Annotated in this window: 14 protein-coding genes and 2 pseudogenes; 6 read left to right on the plus strand and 10 right to left on the minus strand. The window is 70.0% G+C overall.

Annotation, left to right across the window (positions count from 1 at the left end):
- The first annotated feature begins 39 nt into the window (after nt 1-39).
- From ACTWQE_RS05495 to ACTWQE_RS05510, 4 genes and pseudogenes are all read left to right on the plus strand, one after another.
- Nucleotides 40-1,032 (plus strand): YihY/virulence factor BrkB family protein, encoded by a 993-nt coding sequence (locus ACTWQE_RS05495; RefSeq protein WP_443327666.1) that lies wholly within the window; start codon nt 40-42, stop codon nt 1,030-1,032.
- 227 nt (nt 1,033-1,259) lie between these two features.
- On the plus strand, nt 1,260-2,015 hold the full coding sequence (locus tag ACTWQE_RS05500; protein ID WP_443327667.1) for a YsnF/AvaK domain-containing protein: 756 nt from the start codon (nt 1,260-1,262) through the stop codon (nt 2,013-2,015).
- A 437-nt stretch (nt 2,016-2,452) separates the two neighbouring features.
- Nucleotides 2,453-2,974, plus strand: coding sequence for a phosphatase PAP2 family protein (locus tag ACTWQE_RS05505; RefSeq protein ID WP_443327668.1), 522 nt, complete (start codon nt 2,453-2,455; stop codon nt 2,972-2,974).
- An 854-nt stretch (nt 2,975-3,828) separates the two neighbouring features.
- Nucleotides 3,829-4,544: pseudogene (locus ACTWQE_RS05510) on the plus strand (IS110 family transposase); the annotation flags it as partial.
- On the opposite strand, the pseudogene ACTWQE_RS05515 reads toward ACTWQE_RS05510, so the two are convergent.
- The 9 genes and pseudogenes from ACTWQE_RS05515 to sfnG form a co-directional block, all read right to left on the minus strand.
- Nucleotides 4,545-4,942 (minus strand): annotated as a pseudogene (locus ACTWQE_RS05515) (RrF2 family transcriptional regulator); the annotation flags it as partial.
- Between the two features lie 97 nt (nt 4,943-5,039).
- Nucleotides 5,040-5,939, minus strand: a complete 900-nt coding sequence (locus tag ACTWQE_RS05520; RefSeq protein WP_443327669.1) for a TauD/TfdA dioxygenase family protein — start codon at nt 5,937-5,939, stop codon at nt 5,040-5,042.
- 55 nt (nt 5,940-5,994) lie between these two features.
- Nucleotides 5,995-6,363, minus strand: a complete 369-nt coding sequence (locus ACTWQE_RS05525) for a 4Fe-4S dicluster domain-containing protein (protein WP_443327670.1) — start codon at nt 6,361-6,363, stop codon at nt 5,995-5,997.
- Nucleotides 6,360-7,982, minus strand: a complete 1,623-nt coding sequence (locus ACTWQE_RS05530; RefSeq protein WP_443327671.1) for an FAD-dependent oxidoreductase — start codon at nt 7,980-7,982, stop codon at nt 6,360-6,362. Before ACTWQE_RS05530 ends, ACTWQE_RS05525 begins: the two co-directional genes overlap by 4 nt.
- Nucleotides 7,979-8,488, minus strand: a complete 510-nt coding sequence (locus ACTWQE_RS05535) for a hypothetical protein (protein ID WP_443327672.1) — start codon at nt 8,486-8,488, stop codon at nt 7,979-7,981. The genes ACTWQE_RS05530 and ACTWQE_RS05535 overlap by 4 nt, the downstream gene beginning before the upstream one ends.
- 651 nt (nt 8,489-9,139) lie before the next feature.
- The gene (locus tag ACTWQE_RS05540) at nt 9,140-10,294 is read right to left on the minus strand and encodes an LLM class flavin-dependent oxidoreductase (RefSeq protein ID WP_443327673.1); all 1,155 of its coding nucleotides are present in this window, start codon (nt 10,292-10,294) and stop codon (nt 9,140-9,142) included.
- A gap of 97 nt (nt 10,295-10,391) precedes the next feature.
- Nucleotides 10,392-11,597, minus strand: a complete 1,206-nt coding sequence (locus ACTWQE_RS05545) for an SfnB family sulfur acquisition oxidoreductase (RefSeq protein WP_443327674.1) — start codon at nt 11,595-11,597, stop codon at nt 10,392-10,394.
- The gene (ssuE, locus tag ACTWQE_RS05550) at nt 11,594-12,145 is read right to left on the minus strand and encodes an NADPH-dependent FMN reductase (RefSeq protein ID WP_443327675.1); all 552 of its coding nucleotides are present in this window, start codon (nt 12,143-12,145) and stop codon (nt 11,594-11,596) included. The genes ACTWQE_RS05545 and ssuE overlap by 4 nt, the downstream gene beginning before the upstream one ends.
- Before the next feature lie 40 nt (nt 12,146-12,185).
- Nucleotides 12,186-13,310 (minus strand): dimethylsulfone monooxygenase SfnG, encoded by a 1,125-nt coding sequence (gene sfnG / locus ACTWQE_RS05555; protein ID WP_443327676.1) that lies wholly within the window; start codon nt 13,308-13,310, stop codon nt 12,186-12,188.
- 390 nt (nt 13,311-13,700) lie between these two features.
- On the opposite strand from sfnG, the gene ACTWQE_RS05560 reads away from it, so the two are divergent.
- Nucleotides 13,701-14,636, plus strand: a complete 936-nt coding sequence (locus ACTWQE_RS05560) for a LysR family transcriptional regulator (RefSeq protein WP_443327677.1) — start codon at nt 13,701-13,703, stop codon at nt 14,634-14,636.
- 156 nt (nt 14,637-14,792) lie between these two features.
- Here ACTWQE_RS05560 and ACTWQE_RS05565 read toward each other — a convergent pair whose 3' ends face one another.
- Nucleotides 14,793-16,058: a phosphatase PAP2 family protein gene (locus ACTWQE_RS05565; RefSeq protein WP_443327678.1), complete on the minus strand. Its 1,266-nt coding sequence runs from the start codon at nt 16,056-16,058 to the stop codon at nt 14,793-14,795.
- Between the two features lie 293 nt (nt 16,059-16,351).
- On the opposite strand from ACTWQE_RS05565, the gene ACTWQE_RS05570 reads away from it, so the two are divergent.
- A complete protein-coding gene (locus tag ACTWQE_RS05570; RefSeq protein WP_443327679.1) occupies nt 16,352-16,483 on the plus strand; it encodes a hypothetical protein in 132 nt (43 codons plus the stop codon).
- Nucleotides 16,484-16,832: the final 349 nt, after the last annotated feature.

A 16,832-nucleotide genomic window follows, 5' to 3' on the forward strand; every position in this document is an offset into this window, starting at 1 on the left:
GAATTGTGGCGGTCCCGTCCCTCCTGGAGGTCGTAAGCCATGGCGCGAGACAAAAATCAGCACAGCGGCGCGTCCGGCACCAGGCCCGACGCGCAGCCCCCGGCCGAAAAGCAGCCCCCGGCCGAAAAACCGACGGACCTGCCCAAGCAGTCCTGGGTAGGAGTGCTCAAACGCACCGTGAAGGAATTCAAGGCCGACAACCTCACCGACTGGGCGGCCGCCCTGACCTACTACGGCGTGTTGTCGATCTTCCCCGCCATGCTGGCCCTGGTATCGATCCTCGGCCTGCTGGGTACGGACACCATCAGGCCGTTGATCGACAACCTGGGCAGCATCGCTCCCGGAGCCGCCCGCGACGTCCTCACCAGCATGCTGGAGCAGCTGGAGCGCAACCAGGGCCGGGCAGGCCTCGCGCTGATCATCGGAATCGTGGTCGCCCTGTGGTCGGCCTCCGGATACATCGCGGCCTTCATGCGAGCCTCCAACGCCGTCTACGACATCGGCGAGGGCCGGCCCGTGTGGAAGACGCTGCCCACCCGGCTCGGCATCACGGTCGTCGTGGTGGTGCTGCTGGCCGCCATCGCGGTGGGTGTGGTGTTCACCGGCACCCTGGCCAAGAAGACGGGTGAGATCCTGGGGCTGGGCGATACCGCCCTCACGGTGTGGAACATCGCCAAGTGGCCCGTGATGATCCTGCTGTTTGCGCTCATCATCGCGCTGCTGTACTGGGCATCCCCGAACGTCAAGCGCGGCTTCCGCTGGGTCAGCCCGGGCAGCATCATCGCCGTGCTCATCTGGATCATCGCCTCGGCCCTCTTCGCGCTGTACGTGGCGAACTTCAGCAGCTACGACAAGACCTACGGCAGCATGGCTGCGGTCATCATCTTCCTGGTCTGGATGTGGATCTCCAACATCGCCATCCTGCTCGGCCTGGAATTCAACGCCGAACTCGAACGCGGACGCGCCCTCGAAACCGGCCACCCGCCCGGCGAAGAGCCCTACGTCGAGCCCCGCGACACCCGCAAACTCTGAAAGCGGCACCCCACCGGTTCCCCGCGTGCAGGGCGGCGGGTGACTGAAGGCCCATGCCCGCCCAGCGGGCATGGGCCGTAGCCAAGGCATGACAAACAGGCTGATCCACCGCTGGCAGGGCTCGCCACCCTTTCCGGTGCACCCGACTTATTCACTCTTGACCTGTTTCCTTCCCCTGGGGAGGGGCTACCCGCTCATCGAGCCCCCCAGGCAGAAGGAGGCTGGCTGTGATCACCCGAGAGCAGATCCCCACTGTGCTGGACCACCCGGTCTACGACACCAACCACAACAAGATCGGCGACGCCCGGCACATCTTCCTCGACGACGTCACCGATGAGCCCGAATGGGTCAGCGTGAAGACGGGCCTGTTCGGCACCAGTGAATCGTTCGTCCCCATCCATGACGCCGCCATGGTCGAGGACCATCTTGAGGTCCCCTACGCCAAGGACACGGTCAAGGACGCGCCCCATGTGGACGTCGACGCCGGCGGCCACCTCTCCGAGCAAGAGGAACACCGCCTCTACGACTACTACGGCATCGACTGGGACGCGGCCTGGCAACAGGCCACTCGCCCCGGTGCCGGGAAGACCGCCCCCGCCACCGGTGACGCGATGACGCGGTCGGAAGAGCAGATGCATGTCGGTACCGAACGCCGCGAGGTCGGCCGCGTACGGCTGCGCAAGTACGTGGTCACCGAAGAGCAGCAGCAGACCATCCCCGTGCGCCACGAGGAGGTCCGCGTGGAGCGGGAGCCGGTCACCGACGCCAACCGCGGGGAAGCCATGGCCGGCCCGGAGATCTCCGAGGCCGAGCACGAGGTCACCCTGCACGAGGAGCGGCCGGTGGTGGAGACCAGGGCCGAGCCCAAGGAACGGGTCCGCCTGACCACCGACGAGCGCACCGAGGAAGAGACCGTCAAGGGAAAGGTCCGCAAGGAACGCATCGAAACCGAAGGCACCGACGAGGGCGACGACCGCCGCTGATCGCGGACATCAAAAACAGCGCGCCAGTAGTGGAGGCCCTTGCCCCGGGATGGCGCCAGGGCCTCCATACGCGTACTCGGGGGAACGTTTCATGCACGCGTCACCTGCACAACGACGACTGCTCCACCGGGTCACGTACGGCCAGCGGCCAGTCACCGGATGACGGGCGGTAGGCGCACCAAGGCGCCCGCAAGCCTACCGGCTGATCGGCCACCGGTCGTCCCAGCAGGCCCAGGATCACCTCCGCTGACCCGCCACCGCTCACCCCCGCAGGCCCAGGACCATGGCAGGCCACGGGATGCGGGCTTGCGGCGGGATACACCAGTCAGCCGGGGGAAGCGGAGGGTGCCATGCTCGGTGCACACCGTTGGGAGCGGCAGCAGGTCCGCCGGATCGCTTCATGGGATTCGCCATGGGTCCGGCGTGGGCTGCCTGTCGTGGAATCCGCAGCCGAGCGCACCAGACTATGGTGGGGCGCTGCGGCGCTGATGGCCGCCCTCGGGGGACCGGCCGGCCGCACCGCCGCGGTGAGGGGACTCGTCAGCATGGGGCTGGCGGAACTGTTGTCCAACACTGTCGCCAAGCAGCTTGTCCGCCGTCGCAGGCCGCCTGCCCACCTGCTCCACCACGCCGACGTCCGGCGAAGGCCGGCCAGCTCGTCCTTCCCCTCCGGGCACACCGCGGCAGCCACAGCTTTCGCCACCGCGGTCGCCCGCCACTCCCCCTGGTGGGGAGCCGCCGTCGCCGTACCAGCCACCATGGTCGCCGTGGAACGTCTCCACACCGGAGCCCACTACCCCAGCGACGTCACCGCCGGAACAGCCATCGGGCTGGCCAGCACCTGTCTGACCCACCAAACACACTGGCTCTCCGCATCCCGGTCGCTCGAAATGTCTGCTTCCTTGGGGAGGGTCGGAGCTCAGGCTGCTGGTTTCGAAGAGGTGCACTCGGGACGCTGAGTGCCGGTTAGTGGCGATGTCCCGCCGTCGATCGATGGTCTGTTCGCAGACGTCCGGCCTGCATCAACCGCCCTCGGTGCGGTTGTGGGACCCATGTGAGACCGGAGCGTGGGTAACGGTGCGTCAGATTCCATTATGTGAGACAGCCTCGTGAGGTGCTCGTCGTCGACGCCTGTGTTGTGATGACCAGTAGCGGCGTGGATCATGATTCGCCTGAGGGGCCGGCCTCCGTCGTAGGGAGGGCTGAGCAGGATCGCGGTGGGAACGCGCGCTGCGTTTCGGGTTACCTACCCGGCACATGGCTGCCCGCGTCGGGCCGATCGGCCGGGTTAGGCTCCCACGCATGTGTCTCGAAGGTATCGCCAAGTCCAGCCACATGCCGGGATGGCGTCCCGCCGGGGAGGCCGGCCTCTTGCGTGTGGGACCGTTGCACGTATGTCGCACGGCCACCCGTAGAAACGCGGTTTCGTTCGGTGCCAGCCGGACTCCCGGACCGCAGTGGATCTGAAGACTCCAGATCATCGACGCCGATCACCGTGTCTGACTAGCAAAAACGCCGTTCCCTCCCTGTGGGAGGAGAAGCGGGGTGCCCCGTTACCTTCTTCGTGGCCCCGAAACGGGGCTCCTGGCCTCCGGGCCCGGCATGACTGTTGCCCCCTGTCGAGCGGGTGACCTGGGGGGTGGTGTCACCGGGCCCGAGGGTACCGACTGACCGCTGATGAGAGGCCCGGCCGCCATCCTGGCTCGGCGCAATGCCGGGCCGGTTGCGGATGGCAGGTCTGCGTAACGTTTGGATGCGCGCATACGGTGCCACGCCCGAGGCCGGGCGGACACAACCACCCTCGGAGGGTGCGGTGCTCGACACCAGCGAGATCGCGGTCTTCCTCGGCCTGGACGTCGGCAAAGGCGACCACCACGGGCACGGCCTGAGCGCCGCGGGCAAGACCGCCCTCGACAAGCGGCTGCCCAACAGCGAACCCAGACTGCGGGCGGTCTTCGAGAAGCTGAGGGCCAAGTTCGGCCCGGTGCTCGTCATCGTGGACCAGCCGGCCTCGATCGGTGCCCTGCCGCTGACCGTGGCCCGGGAGGCCGGCTGCCACGTCGCCTACCTGCCCGGGCTGGCAATGCGGAGGATCGCCGACCTCCACCCCGGCGAGGCCAAGACCGACGCCCGCGACGCCCGCGTTATCGCCGACGCCGCCCGCACCATGCACCACACCCTGCGCGCCCTCGACCTCGCCGACGAGACCGCCGCCCAGCTGACCATGCTCGTCGGGTTCGACCAGGACCTCACCTGCGAGGCCACCCGCACCTCCAATCGGCTGCGCGGCCTGCTCACCCAGTTCCATCCGTCACTGGAGAGGGTCCTGGGCCCGCGCCTGGACCACCCCGCCGTCACCCACCTGCTCGAACGCTTCGGATCCCCCAGGCCCTGCGCAAGGCCGGCCGCCGCCAACTGATCAACCTGATCCGCCCCACGGCCCTGCGCATGGCCGAGCGCCTGGTCAACGACATCTTCGACGCGCTCGACGAACAGACCGTTGTCGTACCCGGCACCAGCACCCTCGACGGCCGATGCGACGTCGGCGAGCGTTACACCCTCGAGGATCTCGCGCACGTTGGACCGAAGTGCGATCCACAGGGGGAGCAGCGACTGGGCGGGGCCGGTGTAGGACAGGTCCGGGGGGCGGACCCCGCGCACCGAGACCAGCGGTCCGTCCACGACGCGGATGACGTCGGCGATGCTGATGGACTCGGCGGGCTTGGCCAACCGGTAGCCGCCGTTGCCGCCGCGCTGGCTGAGGACGAGACCGTCCCGGCGCATGTCGTTCAGGATGCTTTCGAGAAATTTGTGTGGGATGTCCTGGGCGGCAGCGATGGCCTCGGCCTTCAGTGGCCCCCATCCCGTGACGCAGCGAGCTGCAGCGCGGCACGTACCGCGTAGTCCGCCCTGGCTGAGATCCGCATGTGCGCATTATCCCGTACGGCTTCGGTCGGTGTCCGCTGCGGTCGGGCCGCCGGGCAGGGGCAGGGTGTCCCCGCCCGGCGGCCGAAGGGCCGAGGCTCAGGCCGCGGCGGGGGTGTAGTGGGTGGCGTCGTCGCCCTCGAGGACGTGGCTGAGTGTGCCGTCGATGCCGGCGGGGACGTCGCCCGCGACGGTCACCCGGTGCAGCAGGCGCGGCAGGTCGCCGTAGTCGTCGGGGGCGTAGTGCTGGGTGATGCGGTTGTCGAACAGGACGAGATCGCCCGGCGTCCAGGCCACGCGCACGATGTTCTCGGGCCGGGTGACGTAGGACTGGAAGATGCGGAGCAGGTCGCGGGAGTCGGAGGGGCCGAGGCCGACGATGCTCTGGGCGAAGCCGCCGATGAACAGCCCGCGCTCGCCGGTCTCGGGATGGACGCGGACGACCGGGTGGGCGGTGCGGTACTTCCGTGAGACGAACTGCTTGCGGTGCTCGGCGGCCTTCTCGTCCTTCGGAGCTGCGTAGTCGTAGTCGTTGGTGTGGACCGCCCACAGCTTGTCCGCCAGTTCGCGCAGCGGGTCGGGCAGGTCCCGGTACGCGGCGGCCGAGTTGGCGATGAGGGTGTTGCCGCCGTAGGGCGGCACCACGATGCTGCGCAGCGTGGACGCCTTCGGGGGTGTACGGACGAAGGTGACGTCCGTGTGCCAGTGGTTGGCGCGGATGCCCTCGTCGCCGTCGACGGACAGGATCTGGGGCTGGCCACCGACGGAGGGGACGGTGGGGTGCGCGGTGGTGAGCTCGCCGAAGAGGGAGGCGAAGCGCAGCTGGCCCGCGTCGTCGAGCTGCTGGTCGCGGAAGACCAGCGCCTTGTGTTCCAGGAGCGCAGAGTTGATCTCGGTGACGACGGCGGGGTCGAGGTCGGCGGAGAGATCCACGCCGAGGATCTCGGCGCCGATACGGCCGCCGATCCTGCGGACGTCGAAGCCGGTGCTGGTGGTCATGTGCGGCTGTCCTTTCGGGAGGTGATCAGCGGGGAGGTGATCGGTCGGGAGGTCATCAGGAGGTGATGGGCAGGGAGGTTCTCCTGGACCCCGGCGGTCCGAGGGGAGGGCCGACGGCCCGCAGTGCGCCAGGTGTGCGGCCTTGTCCCCAGCCGATGTGCCGGCGGTAGCTGCCGAGCAGGCCGGTACGGTCCAGGTGCTCCTCGTCCCGGGCGGTGGAGTCATCGGGCAGCGGGCGGGTGAGGGGCACGACGTACAGCGCGTCGGCCGGGCAGTTCGCCTCGCACTGGAAGCAGGTCTGGCAGTCGTCGCGGCGGGCGAGCACCGGGATGCCGTCCTCGCCCCGGTCGAAGACGTTGGTCGGGCAGACCTTGATGCACTTGTCGCAGGTGATGCAGCGTTCCGCCGAGACCAGTTCGATCACGAAGCCACCTCCAGTGGTGCGGCCGGTGCCGCCGATGTGGTCGGCGCGGTCGTCAGGGGCTCGGTGCGGGTCCACACCCGGTCGAGGCCACCCGTGACGATGCTGTGGTGCTGCCCGGGGTCCTGCGACGGGAAGTCGAGGCGTTTGGCCATGCCGCGGGTCTCGGTGCGCGCGAGCGCCGCGGCGTACATCCAGCGGGCGTGCGCCGCCATCGCCGCTGCCTGCCGGGCCCGTACGGTGTCCCCGCCCTCGGCCTGCAGGGAGGCGCGCGACTCCTCCCAGACGCTGTCGAGCACCTCCAGTGAGGCGGCGAGCCGGTCGCCGTGGCGGAGATAGTTCTTCTCGTACGGCAGCACTTCCCACTGGACCGCGGTGACGACCTCGCGGAAGGCGTCGGCAGGACCCGGTGCCCCGGTGGGCCGGAGCCCGGCTCCGCCCGCGGCCACCAGGCGCCTCGTACCGGCGCCGACGCCGAGTGAGCGGGCGTGACGGACCGCGCCCCGGCCCGCCCAGGTGCCGGAGGAGATGGCCCACGCGGCGTTATGACTCCCGCCGCCGGTGAAGCCGCCGCAGATCAGCTCACGGGTCGCCGCGTCCCCGGCCGCGTACAGGCCAGGAACAGTGGTGGAGCAGTCGTGGCCGGTGATGCGGATGCCGCCGGTGCCGCGCACCGTGCCCTCGGCGAGGAGCGTGACGGCGAAACGCTGCGTGAAGGGGTCGATGCCGAGCCGGTCGAAGGTGAGGAAGAAGTTCGGCTGGGCCAGCCGCATCGCCTGCCGGGCCGCCGCGTCCGCCCGGTCGAGGCGGCAGTACACCTTCTCGCTGAGCAGCGTCCTGGCGATCACGGACCGGCCGCCCTGGCTGGCCGCACCCTCCAGGACCGTGCCGTCCTCGCGGTAGAAGGTCGCGAAGGAGTAGAACGCGGTCTTGGTAACGGAGGTGCCCTCGGGCGCGATGCCGTACGCGTTGGAGAACTCCATCCCGGACAGCTCCGCGCCCACCTCGGCGGCGAACAGCGCACCGTCCCCGGTGTTGACGTCGCAGCCCAGCGCGCCGCTGAGGAACGCGCAGCCGCCGGTGGCCAGGACGACCGCCCCGGCGCGCACCCGGTACGGCTGCCCGGCCTGGCGCCGGTGGCCCCTGGCCCCGGCGACCGCGCCGGAGGGGTCGGTGAGCAGCTCGGTGACCGGGCTGTGGTCGAGGATGCGTGCCCCGGCCCGCTGGACCCGGATCCGCATCCGGCGCATGTACTCCGGTCCCTGCAGCCCGTTCCTGAGCTGCCTTCCGTCCGGCCCTGTGGGGAAGGGGTAGCGTCCGGCCGCCGCCAGCTCGTTCACACCGGCGTACGTCTGGTCCAGCACCCGGGCCATCCAGCGCCGGTCGGCCAGATATCCGCCCAGTGCCTCCCGGCTCGCCATGGCCGCCTCGCGCGCGGCGGGCTCCGGGGGGACGTACCAGACGCCGGTACCGGCCGAGGCGGTGGCGCCGCTGGTGCCGCAGTAGCCCTTGTCGGCGAGGACGACGTCCGCTCCGTCCTGGGCCGCCTTGAGCGCGGCCCACGTGGCCGCGGGGCCGCCGCCGACCACCAGGACATCCGTGGTGAGTTCGAGTCCGGTCATGCGGGCACTCCCTCTGCTGCGGCCGCCGCGGACAGCCGGTTGGCGGGGCGGGCCAGGCCGTAGTGTTCGCGCAGGGTGCGGCCGGTGTACTCGGTGCGGAACAGGCCGCGTTGCTGCAGGATCGGTACGACGTGGTCGACGAAGTCCTCCAGGCCGCCTGGGTAATAGCCGATGACGGCCTTGATAGGGGCGTGGCGCGAGGCGAGCTTCACGACTGCGCCGTTGAACGCGCCGCCGAAGTCGATCTGGCCCGTGGCCGCGGACTGGATGTCCTGCGGCCCGCTGATGGTGTTGCCGACCCACTTCAGCTTCACGTCCTCCAGATAGCCGAGGTCCTCGGCCAACTCGGGCAAGGTGACCGGGCCCGCCCAGCCCTGGTACCGGAGCGTCTTGGTCTGGCCCTTGCCGGAGTTGGCTCCGGTTGCGGTGGTGCCGCAGCTCACGGCCACCGCCGAAAGACCGAGCAGAGAAGGGAACTGGCGTCGGGTCGATGCCGTAGTGGCCATGGAAAGGTCCTGTCCAAACGGGTGGGGACTGACGTGGAATCGGCGAACGTGCTTCGTGAAATGGCGAGAAGTGACGACTGGAGAGGTTCTTTGGCGTGAAGAGGCGCCTGCCGAAAGGGGGTGCGCAGAGTGCTCGGCGGTTGGGCGCGGGCAAGGCACACCGAAAGGGGAAAGAGACCGGAATGCCCGCGAGGAATCAGTGATCTACGGCAAACAGCGGCATAGTCGTAGCAGCCGACTGTGAAAAGGAGCGGGAGAGAGCAGCGCCGGTCAGCGGGTCCAGCGGCCGACGGTACAGATGGCGCTGGCCTGACGTCGCAGATCGACGTGCAGGCACTCGGCGAGGTTCTCAGACTTGCTCACATTCAAGAGAGTTGCAGCGAAATCCAGCCAAGTCAATGTCGCTGCACGTGCGTCTCATATTCTCAACCGTCCGACATGTGAGTGAAGTGCGGCGTTCACAATTGCCTGGATGTCAGGTGGCGTGGCGACTGCCGCTCCTGTCGAGCCGGTCGTCGGGGGGATAAGAGGCCAATTCATTGTGGAGCATGCGCCGTTACTGATCCGGCCCTGTGGGCGCGCACGGTCAGACGGGCAGGACGAACGGAGGGTGTGCACCGTTGAGGAAGTAGTCCCCGGGCACCTCGCGTTTCATCCGCCGTGCGCGGCGAAGGGTATCTGTGCGGAGTGCTCTACGCCGGGTTCACCCGCCGGGTGCGACCACAGCCCGTCCTGGCGGAGCAGGGGCAGGACGCCTTCGCCGAACCAGTACGCCTCCTCCAGGTGCGGATAGCCGGAGAGGACGAACTCCTCGATGCCGAGCGCGTGATATTCGCGGATAAGTTCGGCCACCTCCTGGTGGCTGCCGACCAGGGCGGTGCCGGCGCCGCCGCGGACCAGGCCGATGCCTGCCCAGAGGCCCGGGTGGATCTCCAGCCGGTCGCGGCTGCCGCCGTGCAGGGCGAGCATGCGCTGCTGGCCCTCGGACTCGCTGCGCGAGAGTCCGGACTGGACGGTGCGTACGGTCTGCTCGTCGATACCGTCCAGCAGCCGTCGCGCCTCGGCCCAGGCGGCCTCGGAGGTGTCGCGGGTGATGGTGTGCAGCCGGATGCCGAAGCGTACGGTGCGGCCATCACGGGTGGCGGCCGCGCGCACGCGCGAGATCTTCTCGGCGACCTGGGCGGGCGGCTCGCCCCAGGTGAGGTAGACGTCCGTGTGCCGGGCGGCGACCTGCAGGGCGGCGGGGGAGGAGCCGCCGAAGTAGATGGGCGGTACGGGGTCGGGCGTGCGTGCCAGGCGGGCGCCTTCCACCTGCAGGTGTTCACCGACGGCATCGACCGTACGGCCCTGCCACAGCTCGTGGACGATCTGCAGGAACTCGCCAGTGCGTGCGTAGCGGGCCTCCTTGCCGAGGAAGTCGCCGTAGGCGCGCTGCTCGTGGCTCTCGCCGCCGGTGACGACGTTCAGCAGCAGCCGACCCCCGGTCTGCCACTGGTAGGTGGCGGCCATCTGGGCGGCGAGGGTGGGGGAGAGGAAGCCCGGGCGGAAGGCGACGAGGAACTTCAGCCGCTCGGTCTCGCGCGCGACCATGGCGGTGGTGAGCCAGGCGTCCTCGCACCAGGCGCCGGTGGGGGTGAGCGCGCCCTCGAAGCCGAGCTGTTCGGCGGCGCGGGCGATCTGGCTGAGATAGCCGACCGTCGGCGGCCGGTCACCTCCCGCGGCGGTGACGTCGGTGCCGTGGCCGCCGCCGACGACATGGCGGCTATCACCATTGGTGGGCAGGAACCAGTGGAAGGTCAGGGACACGGAGTTCTCCATAAGTCAGAAGCCGGGGAGCCGGAACGCCAGAGGCCGGGAGCAGAAGTCCAAGCCGGTGGTCCGGAGTGTGCGATGTGGGCGGGTGTCAGAGCAGGCCGTGCCGGGGCGGCCGGGTGCCGTTCAGGACGTAGCGGCCGATGTGCTGGACCTTCCAGCGCGCCGGGTCGTGCAGGGTGTGGGTGCGCGCATCGCGCCAGTGGCGGTGCAGATTCAAGCCGTCCAGGGCGGAGCGGGTCCCCGCGAGCTCGAAGAGGGCACTGCTCGTCTCGACGGCTGCCGCTCCCGCCTGCACCTTTGCTGCGGCCACGGCGATCGAGGCCTCGGCGGCCGTGTCATCGGTCAGCCCTTTGGCGGCCGCGTCGACCGTGCGGGCCGCGGAGGCCAAGAGCGCCTCCGCCGCCCGCACCTGGACGGAGAGTTCGCCGAAGCGCTGGATGAGCAGCGGATCCTCGGCCGCGGTCTCCAGGCCGCTCTCGAACCAGGGGCGGCTCCGCGTCCGTACGAACTCGGCTGCCTCCGCCAGCGCCCCGGCGGCGATCCCGGCATCGATGGCCGCGTGCAGCAGCTGAGCCACCGCACCGTGCAACTGCGGCCCGCGGAAGGTGAGATGGTGCGGGACGACGCGATCGGCCGGCACCACGACCCGGTCCAGGCGCACCGTGCCGCTGGCCGTGGTGCGCTGGCCCATGCCGTCCCAGTCGTCCAGCACCGTCACCCCCGCCGCGCCCCGCGGGACGTACGCGACGTACAGCTCACCGTCGTCCGCGGCGCGCGCCAGGACGGGGATCCAGTCGGCGAACAGAGCCCCGGTGGCATAGTGCTTCACGCCGGTCAGCAGGTACGAGCCGTCGTCCTGCGGCCCCAGCCGAGTGCGGATGTCCTGGACGTGCCGGGTCCCCTTCTCCGACTGCGCGTTGCCGAACCGCCGCCCGGCCAGCACCTCGCCGAAGAAGAACTCCTGCTGTGCCGGACTCCCCTGCCTGCGCAGCACATGGACGTACACGAAGTGGCTCTGCGGGATCTGCGCCAGGCTGGCATCCGCGGTGGCCAGCAGCCGGAAGACCTCGGCCAGGGTGGCTGCCGGTACGTCCGCGCCGCCGTGTGCCGCCGGGACAGTGATGCCGAGCAGGCCGCTGGCGGAGAGCCGGCCGAGTTCCTCGAGCGGGAGCCGCCGTTCCGCGTCCCGGCCTGCGGCGCCGGGACGGAAGGACTCAGTCAGCTCGGCGGCGGTCGCGAGCGCTTCCTCGCCGTTCGCGATCACCCGTACCGGGGCGCCCTGGAGCTTGGTCACGCCGCCGCCTCCAGCGCCTCTCGACCGCCGAGTGCGGCGGAGAACTGGTCGACGACCTGCTCGAGCGCCTCCCGGGTGCCGGGCTCGATGACGACACCGTCCTCCTGCACGGTGATGTGCTCGTCCAGCACGAACCAGCCCTGCGTGATGTGCGCGGCGCCCATGGAGGAGAGCACTGGCCGCAGCGCGTAGTCGATCGCCAGGACGTGTGCGGTGCTCCCGCCGGTTACCAGCGGCAGCACAGTCTTGCCCGTCAGCGCGTACTGCGGCAGCAGGTCGAGCAGCGACTTGAGCAGCCCCGAATACGCGGCCTTGTAGACCGGGCTGCCGATGACCACCCCGTCGGCCCGGCGGAAGAGCTCCGTGGCACGGACGATCGCCGGATGCCCGAAGTCGGCGTGCAGCAGCGCCTCGGCCGGCAGCGTACGGACGTCCAGCGGGATCACTTCGTGTCCCTGCGCAGTGAGCCGGGAGTCGAGGTCACGGAGGAGGCGGGCTGTGCGGGAGGTTGCGGAGGGGCTGCCGGAGACGGAAAGGACGGTGGACATCAGAGATCACCTCGGGGAGAGGGAAGGGGAGGACGGGGTGTCAGGCACGGGCGGGGGCGAGGGGGCGCGGCTGCTCCTCGGGCAGCCGGTCTTCCAGCTCCCGTACGAGCGGCAGCACGCGGCGGCCGAAGTACTCGACCTCCTCCTGGTAGTGGAGGAAGCCGAGCAGGAGCAGGTCGACGCCCAGCTGCTTGTACGCGACGATGCGCTCGGCGATCTGTTCCGGCGTGCCGATGAGGCCGGTGCGGAAGCCGTCGTTGTACTGGACCAGGTCCTCGAAGGAGGAGTCCTGCCACATGCCCTTGCTGTCGGCGGTGGACTTCCCCGCCTGCCGCACGGCGTCGCGGAAGCCGTGCACGGCCTCGGTGTCGGCCTTGGCGACGATCTCGCGGAGGGTCTCGCGGGCCTCGGCCTCGGTGTCGCGGGCGATGAGGAAGCCGTTGAGGCCGAAGCGGGGCGGCGTGGTGCGCCCGGCGGCCTCGGCGGCGGCGCGGACGTCCCGCAGCTGCTCCTCGACCCCGGCGAAGTCCTTGCCGTTGGAGAAGTACCAGTCCGAGACCCGCCCGGCCATCGCGCGGGCGGCCGTGGAGTTGCCGCCCTGGAAGATCTCCGGGTGCGGGCGGGCCGGGGAGCCCAGGGGCTTCGGCTTGAGGGAGAAGTTGCGGATCCGGTAGAAGTCACCGGCCAGCTCGGCGTGGTCCTCCGTCCAGATGGCGCGCAGCGCGCGGATGAACTCCTCCGAGCGGCGGTACCGCTCGTCGTGCTCCAGCCACGGCTCGCCCAGCGCCGTGAACTCACCCTTGAACCAGCCCGACACCACATTCACGGCGAACCGGCCGCCGGACAGCTGGTCCGCAGTGGCACCCAGCTTGGCCAGCACACCGGGGTGCCACAGCCCGGGGTGCACGGCGGCGATCACCTTCAGCCGCTCCGTCGCCAGCAGCAGCGCCAGGCTGAAGCTCGTCGACTCGTGCTGGTACTCGGCGCCGTAGCTGGCCATGTAGCGGACCTGGCTCAGCGCGTAGTCGAAGCCGTTGTTCTCGGCGAGCCGGGCCAGCTCGCGGTTGTAGTCGTAGCCCCAGTCGGTGCGTTGCTCGATCTTGCTCGTGACCAGGCCGCCGCTGACGTTGGGAACCCAGTAGGCGAAACGTACGGGATCGGACACAGTGAACTCCTAGGAGAGCGCGAAGAATTGATGGTGGGGCCGCGCGCAACCAGGCGGCGCGGAAACGGGAGCGCGCAGAGTTACCCGGGCCCGGCGGGCCGGAAACGGAATTCTGCGGAGATTGCACGAACCTGCAATGCGCCGTTCACAAAAAGGCGCTGCGGCGCGCGGTCGGGGGCCTGAAGCGCCCGAGCAGGTGCGCCGTCGTCACAGGTCAGCGGCGGCAACACACGGCACTGCAGATGCGCGCCAGATCTACGTGGCGGCGCCGCGTGAGTGTCTCGTTCCGCTGCAACATGCACCCCAGTCTATGGCCGAATTCGCGCAGTCAGGGAGTCGGTATTCGCGAAGCGCTGATAGGGTTTCCCTCGCACCGGGAGAGAGGTTTCCGTGCGAATTGAACAGCTGGAATACATAGCCGCCGTCACCCGCCTCGGATCTCTTCGCCGTGCCGCCGAATCGCTCCACGTCTCCCAGCCTGCGCTCAGCGAGACCGTGCGGAACCTCGAGCGCGAGCTCGGGGTGGACCTCCTCGACCGGCGCCGCTCCGGCGCCCGTATCAGCGACGAGGGCCGTGAGCTGCTGCCGCACATCCTCGGCGTGCTGGACGCCGTCGACCGGCTGCGCCGTGCCGCCGATGACCAGCACCTCACGAGCCGGATGGTCCGCCTCGGCACGGTCAACACCGCCACGGTTCCTCTGCTGGTGCCTACCGTCCGTGAGTTCCGCACCAGCCATCCGCACACCCAGGTCGAGATCGTCGGCGCCCAGCAGGACGCCATCCACCGCGGGCTGCTGGAGGGCAGCTTCGACCTGGGCCTCGTCAACCACCTGGAAGGCGACGACCCGAACCCCGACGTCCACACCACCGAGCTGCTGCGCGGGCGCCCGGTCGTCTGCCTCCGCGCCGACAGCCCGCTCGCCGCCCTCGACGAGGTCGACGTCGACGATCTGCTTGGCGAGCCGCAGATCGTGATGCGTTCCGGCTACGTCATGCACCGCTTCCTGCACCGTCTCCTCGACGGACGCACCCCCTCCTTCTCGTACTCCACAGACGGCGCCGAAATGGGCAAGTTGATGGTCGCCGAGGGAATGGGCGTTACGGTGCTTCCCGACTTCAGCGTCGTCGGCGATCCGCTGGAGCGGCGCGGCGTGATCACCCACCGCCCGCTGGCCGGCGATACCACCGCCGTCCTCCTGGTCCTCCAGCGCAGCCGCACGGGCTCCACCCCGCGCGCCGCGCGTGACCTGCACGAGCTCTTCGTGCGACGCGCCGCCGCGTACCGTGGCCAGCGGCAGAGCCGGGAGGCCCGGGCGGTTTCGTGAAGCTGCCATGATGGGGTATTGAACAGCAGCATCCGGGGGGACCTGCGCCGGCCCAGCACGGCCACCGCGCGCTCGCGCGCCGCGAGACCTGCGACGGGTGGGCCCGACGAAGCCGCGGTTCAGCACAACGCATTCCGTGACCCGAGACAAATTGTCTCAGTGCGCAGGCTGGAACAGCCGCTGGGAGTTGCGCAGGACGTGCCCGGCCACCTTCCTGCCGAGTGTGACTCCGGCCTCGTCGGCGGACCGGGTGTGGATGCCTGAGAAGATCCGCGCGTCGGTGTTCTCGGCCGTCAGTTGGTGCCAGCTCGTGTACGTGCGGGTAACGCCCGGCGCAGTGGGGCTGGTCAGCTCGAACGGCGCGGTCCGTGGCCCGACAAGGGCGCCCAGCACGCGTTCCGCCGCCCCTGCGTACGTGTTGTGGCCACTCGGGTAGTCCGGGTGGGCCGGAGTGGTGTGCAGCGGTGTCCACTCGGGGTCCGGGTCGATGTTGCCCGTGCGGATCGCGGTGACCGGACGCCAACGCTGGTGGGCGTACTTGCTGTCGGAGGTGGCGATCTGCGTGTCGACCAGCGCCACGTGGAACAGCGCCACGAGCCTGGCCCGCTCGGGGGTGGACTTCGGTGACCGGGCCAGCGCGACCCGCAGCGGTTCCGTGTAGAGGGTCAGCGAGGAACCGGACCAGAAGTCGGCCGTCTCGGTCTGCTGCTCGGTGCGCTCCGTACTGTCCAGCGGGCCGTACGCACGCACCTCGGCCAGCTCCGACCGGTAGCGCTCGGAGTCCAGTGCGGGCGGCGGGCCAAGGCGGAACTGGTCGGCGCGCTGGAGCAGGAATGGCTTGGCGAGGCGATTGCCGTACTGCGTGGCCGGGGCGTTCGCGGGAGGCGTCGGCTGCCAGACGCCAGGGGCCGGTTGCGGCACCGGGAAGGGTGCATTCACCGATGCCGGGTCGAGACCGTCGCCCTCCCTCGATTCCAGTACGAGCCGCGCCTGGCGCTCGCCGGCGGCCACACCCCGGTCCTCGGCCGGGCCGTCCGGAATCGCATCCAGGGTGCGGGCCAGCGCGGCATCCAGCTGTTCGGCGCGGTCGGGCGCCACGGTGACCAATGAGTGGTGCACCGCGGCGGCCAGCGCCGCGTCCTGGTAGTCACTACGGTTGCCGACGTCCGCGGGGACCTTCCGCGTGGCCCGCGCCGCCGCCAGCCAGCTGATCGCCCACGTACGGCTGTTGGTCACCTGGGTCGGCGCCCCGGACTCCGCGACCGTGTCGGCCGTGATGTCGTACCAGGCGAGTACTACAGCGCCACGTTCGTGGGCGGACGCGACGGGTGCCGCCGTGGCGGACGGGACCGCGGCGGAGACGGCCAGCAGCACGGTGGCACCGAGGGCCGTCAGGACAGGGCGGGATCCGAGCGTGCCCATATGCTTTCCTTCACAGTCGGGTTGGGGCTCACGGATGGCCTCCCCATTGGGGTCGAGGCCGGTCCCATGAGGGTGAATCGAGGCCTTTCCGCCGTCGAGCGGAAATCTCCGTAAGCGCACGTCAACTGATGGAATCAGAGAGGGAGTATCGACAGCGACTGGCTGGGAGCTTCGGCTGGGGGCCGTCGCGCGACTTTCGTTCGCACGTTGCATTGAGAAATAGAGAAGCAACAAAACGGCTGTTATTGCCGGAGCGCCTTGAACCCAACTCGCCGCGGTCGACAGGGAAAGCGGTGTGGCGGCTCCACGGCGAGGGCAGCCAGGGCGGCGAAGCCGGTACGCCCCGCGCGGCCGCCCGCGACCTGCATGAGCTCTTCGAGCGCCGGGCCGCCGCGTACAACCGCTCGGTCGGCGGTGCCAGATGAGACGACTGCTACCAGCCGCGCCGGTGGTGAGTGCCGGAGCGGGCCGGGGACGGCAGGTAGCCGGAGCGCAGGCGGGTCACCAGTTCACGGCGCAGATCCCGGTCCTCGTCCGTCTCCACCGGAGTATCGAGCTGGACGATGTCCACCCCCGCCGCGCGCAGCAGGCCGATCCGGTGGGCGACGTCGGTCGGTGATCCGACGAAGGCCGCGGCGATCGAGTGGCGGATGTACGCGGAGACCTGACCCGCGTCCGGCCCGGGTCCGTATCGGCCGCGTTCGCGGTCCCGGTCCAGCTGGACGGCCTCCTGCCAGCGGGAACTGCCCGGTCCCGCGGTCAGGCGCAGGGCGT

This window comes from Streptomyces sp. 8N706, from assembly GCF_052245415.1.
Lineage (GTDB): Bacteria > Actinomycetota > Actinomycetes > Streptomycetales > Streptomycetaceae > Streptomyces.

Bases quoted from the DNA above. Each gene is read 5' to 3' on its own strand.
- ACTWQE_RS05530 (WP_443327671.1), bottom strand. From the start codon at position 7,982: ATGACCGGACTCGAACTCACCACGGATGTCCTGGTGGTCGGCGGCGGC.
- ACTWQE_RS05495 (WP_443327666.1), top strand. From the start codon at position 40: ATGGCGCGAGACAAAAATCAGCACAGCGGCGCGTCCGGCACCAGGCCC.
- ssuE (WP_443327675.1), bottom strand. From the start codon at position 12,145: ATGTCCACCGTCCTTTCCGTCTCCGGCAGCCCCTCCGCAACCTCCCGC.
- ACTWQE_RS05565 (WP_443327678.1), bottom strand. From the start codon at position 16,058: ATGGGCACGCTCGGATCCCGCCCTGTCCTGACGGCCCTCGGTGCCACC.
- ACTWQE_RS05535 (WP_443327672.1), bottom strand. From the start codon at position 8,488: ATGGCCACTACGGCATCGACCCGACGCCAGTTCCCTTCTCTGCTCGGT.
- ACTWQE_RS05520 (WP_443327669.1), bottom strand. From the start codon at position 5,939: ATGACCACCAGCACCGGCTTCGACGTCCGCAGGATCGGCGGCCGTATC.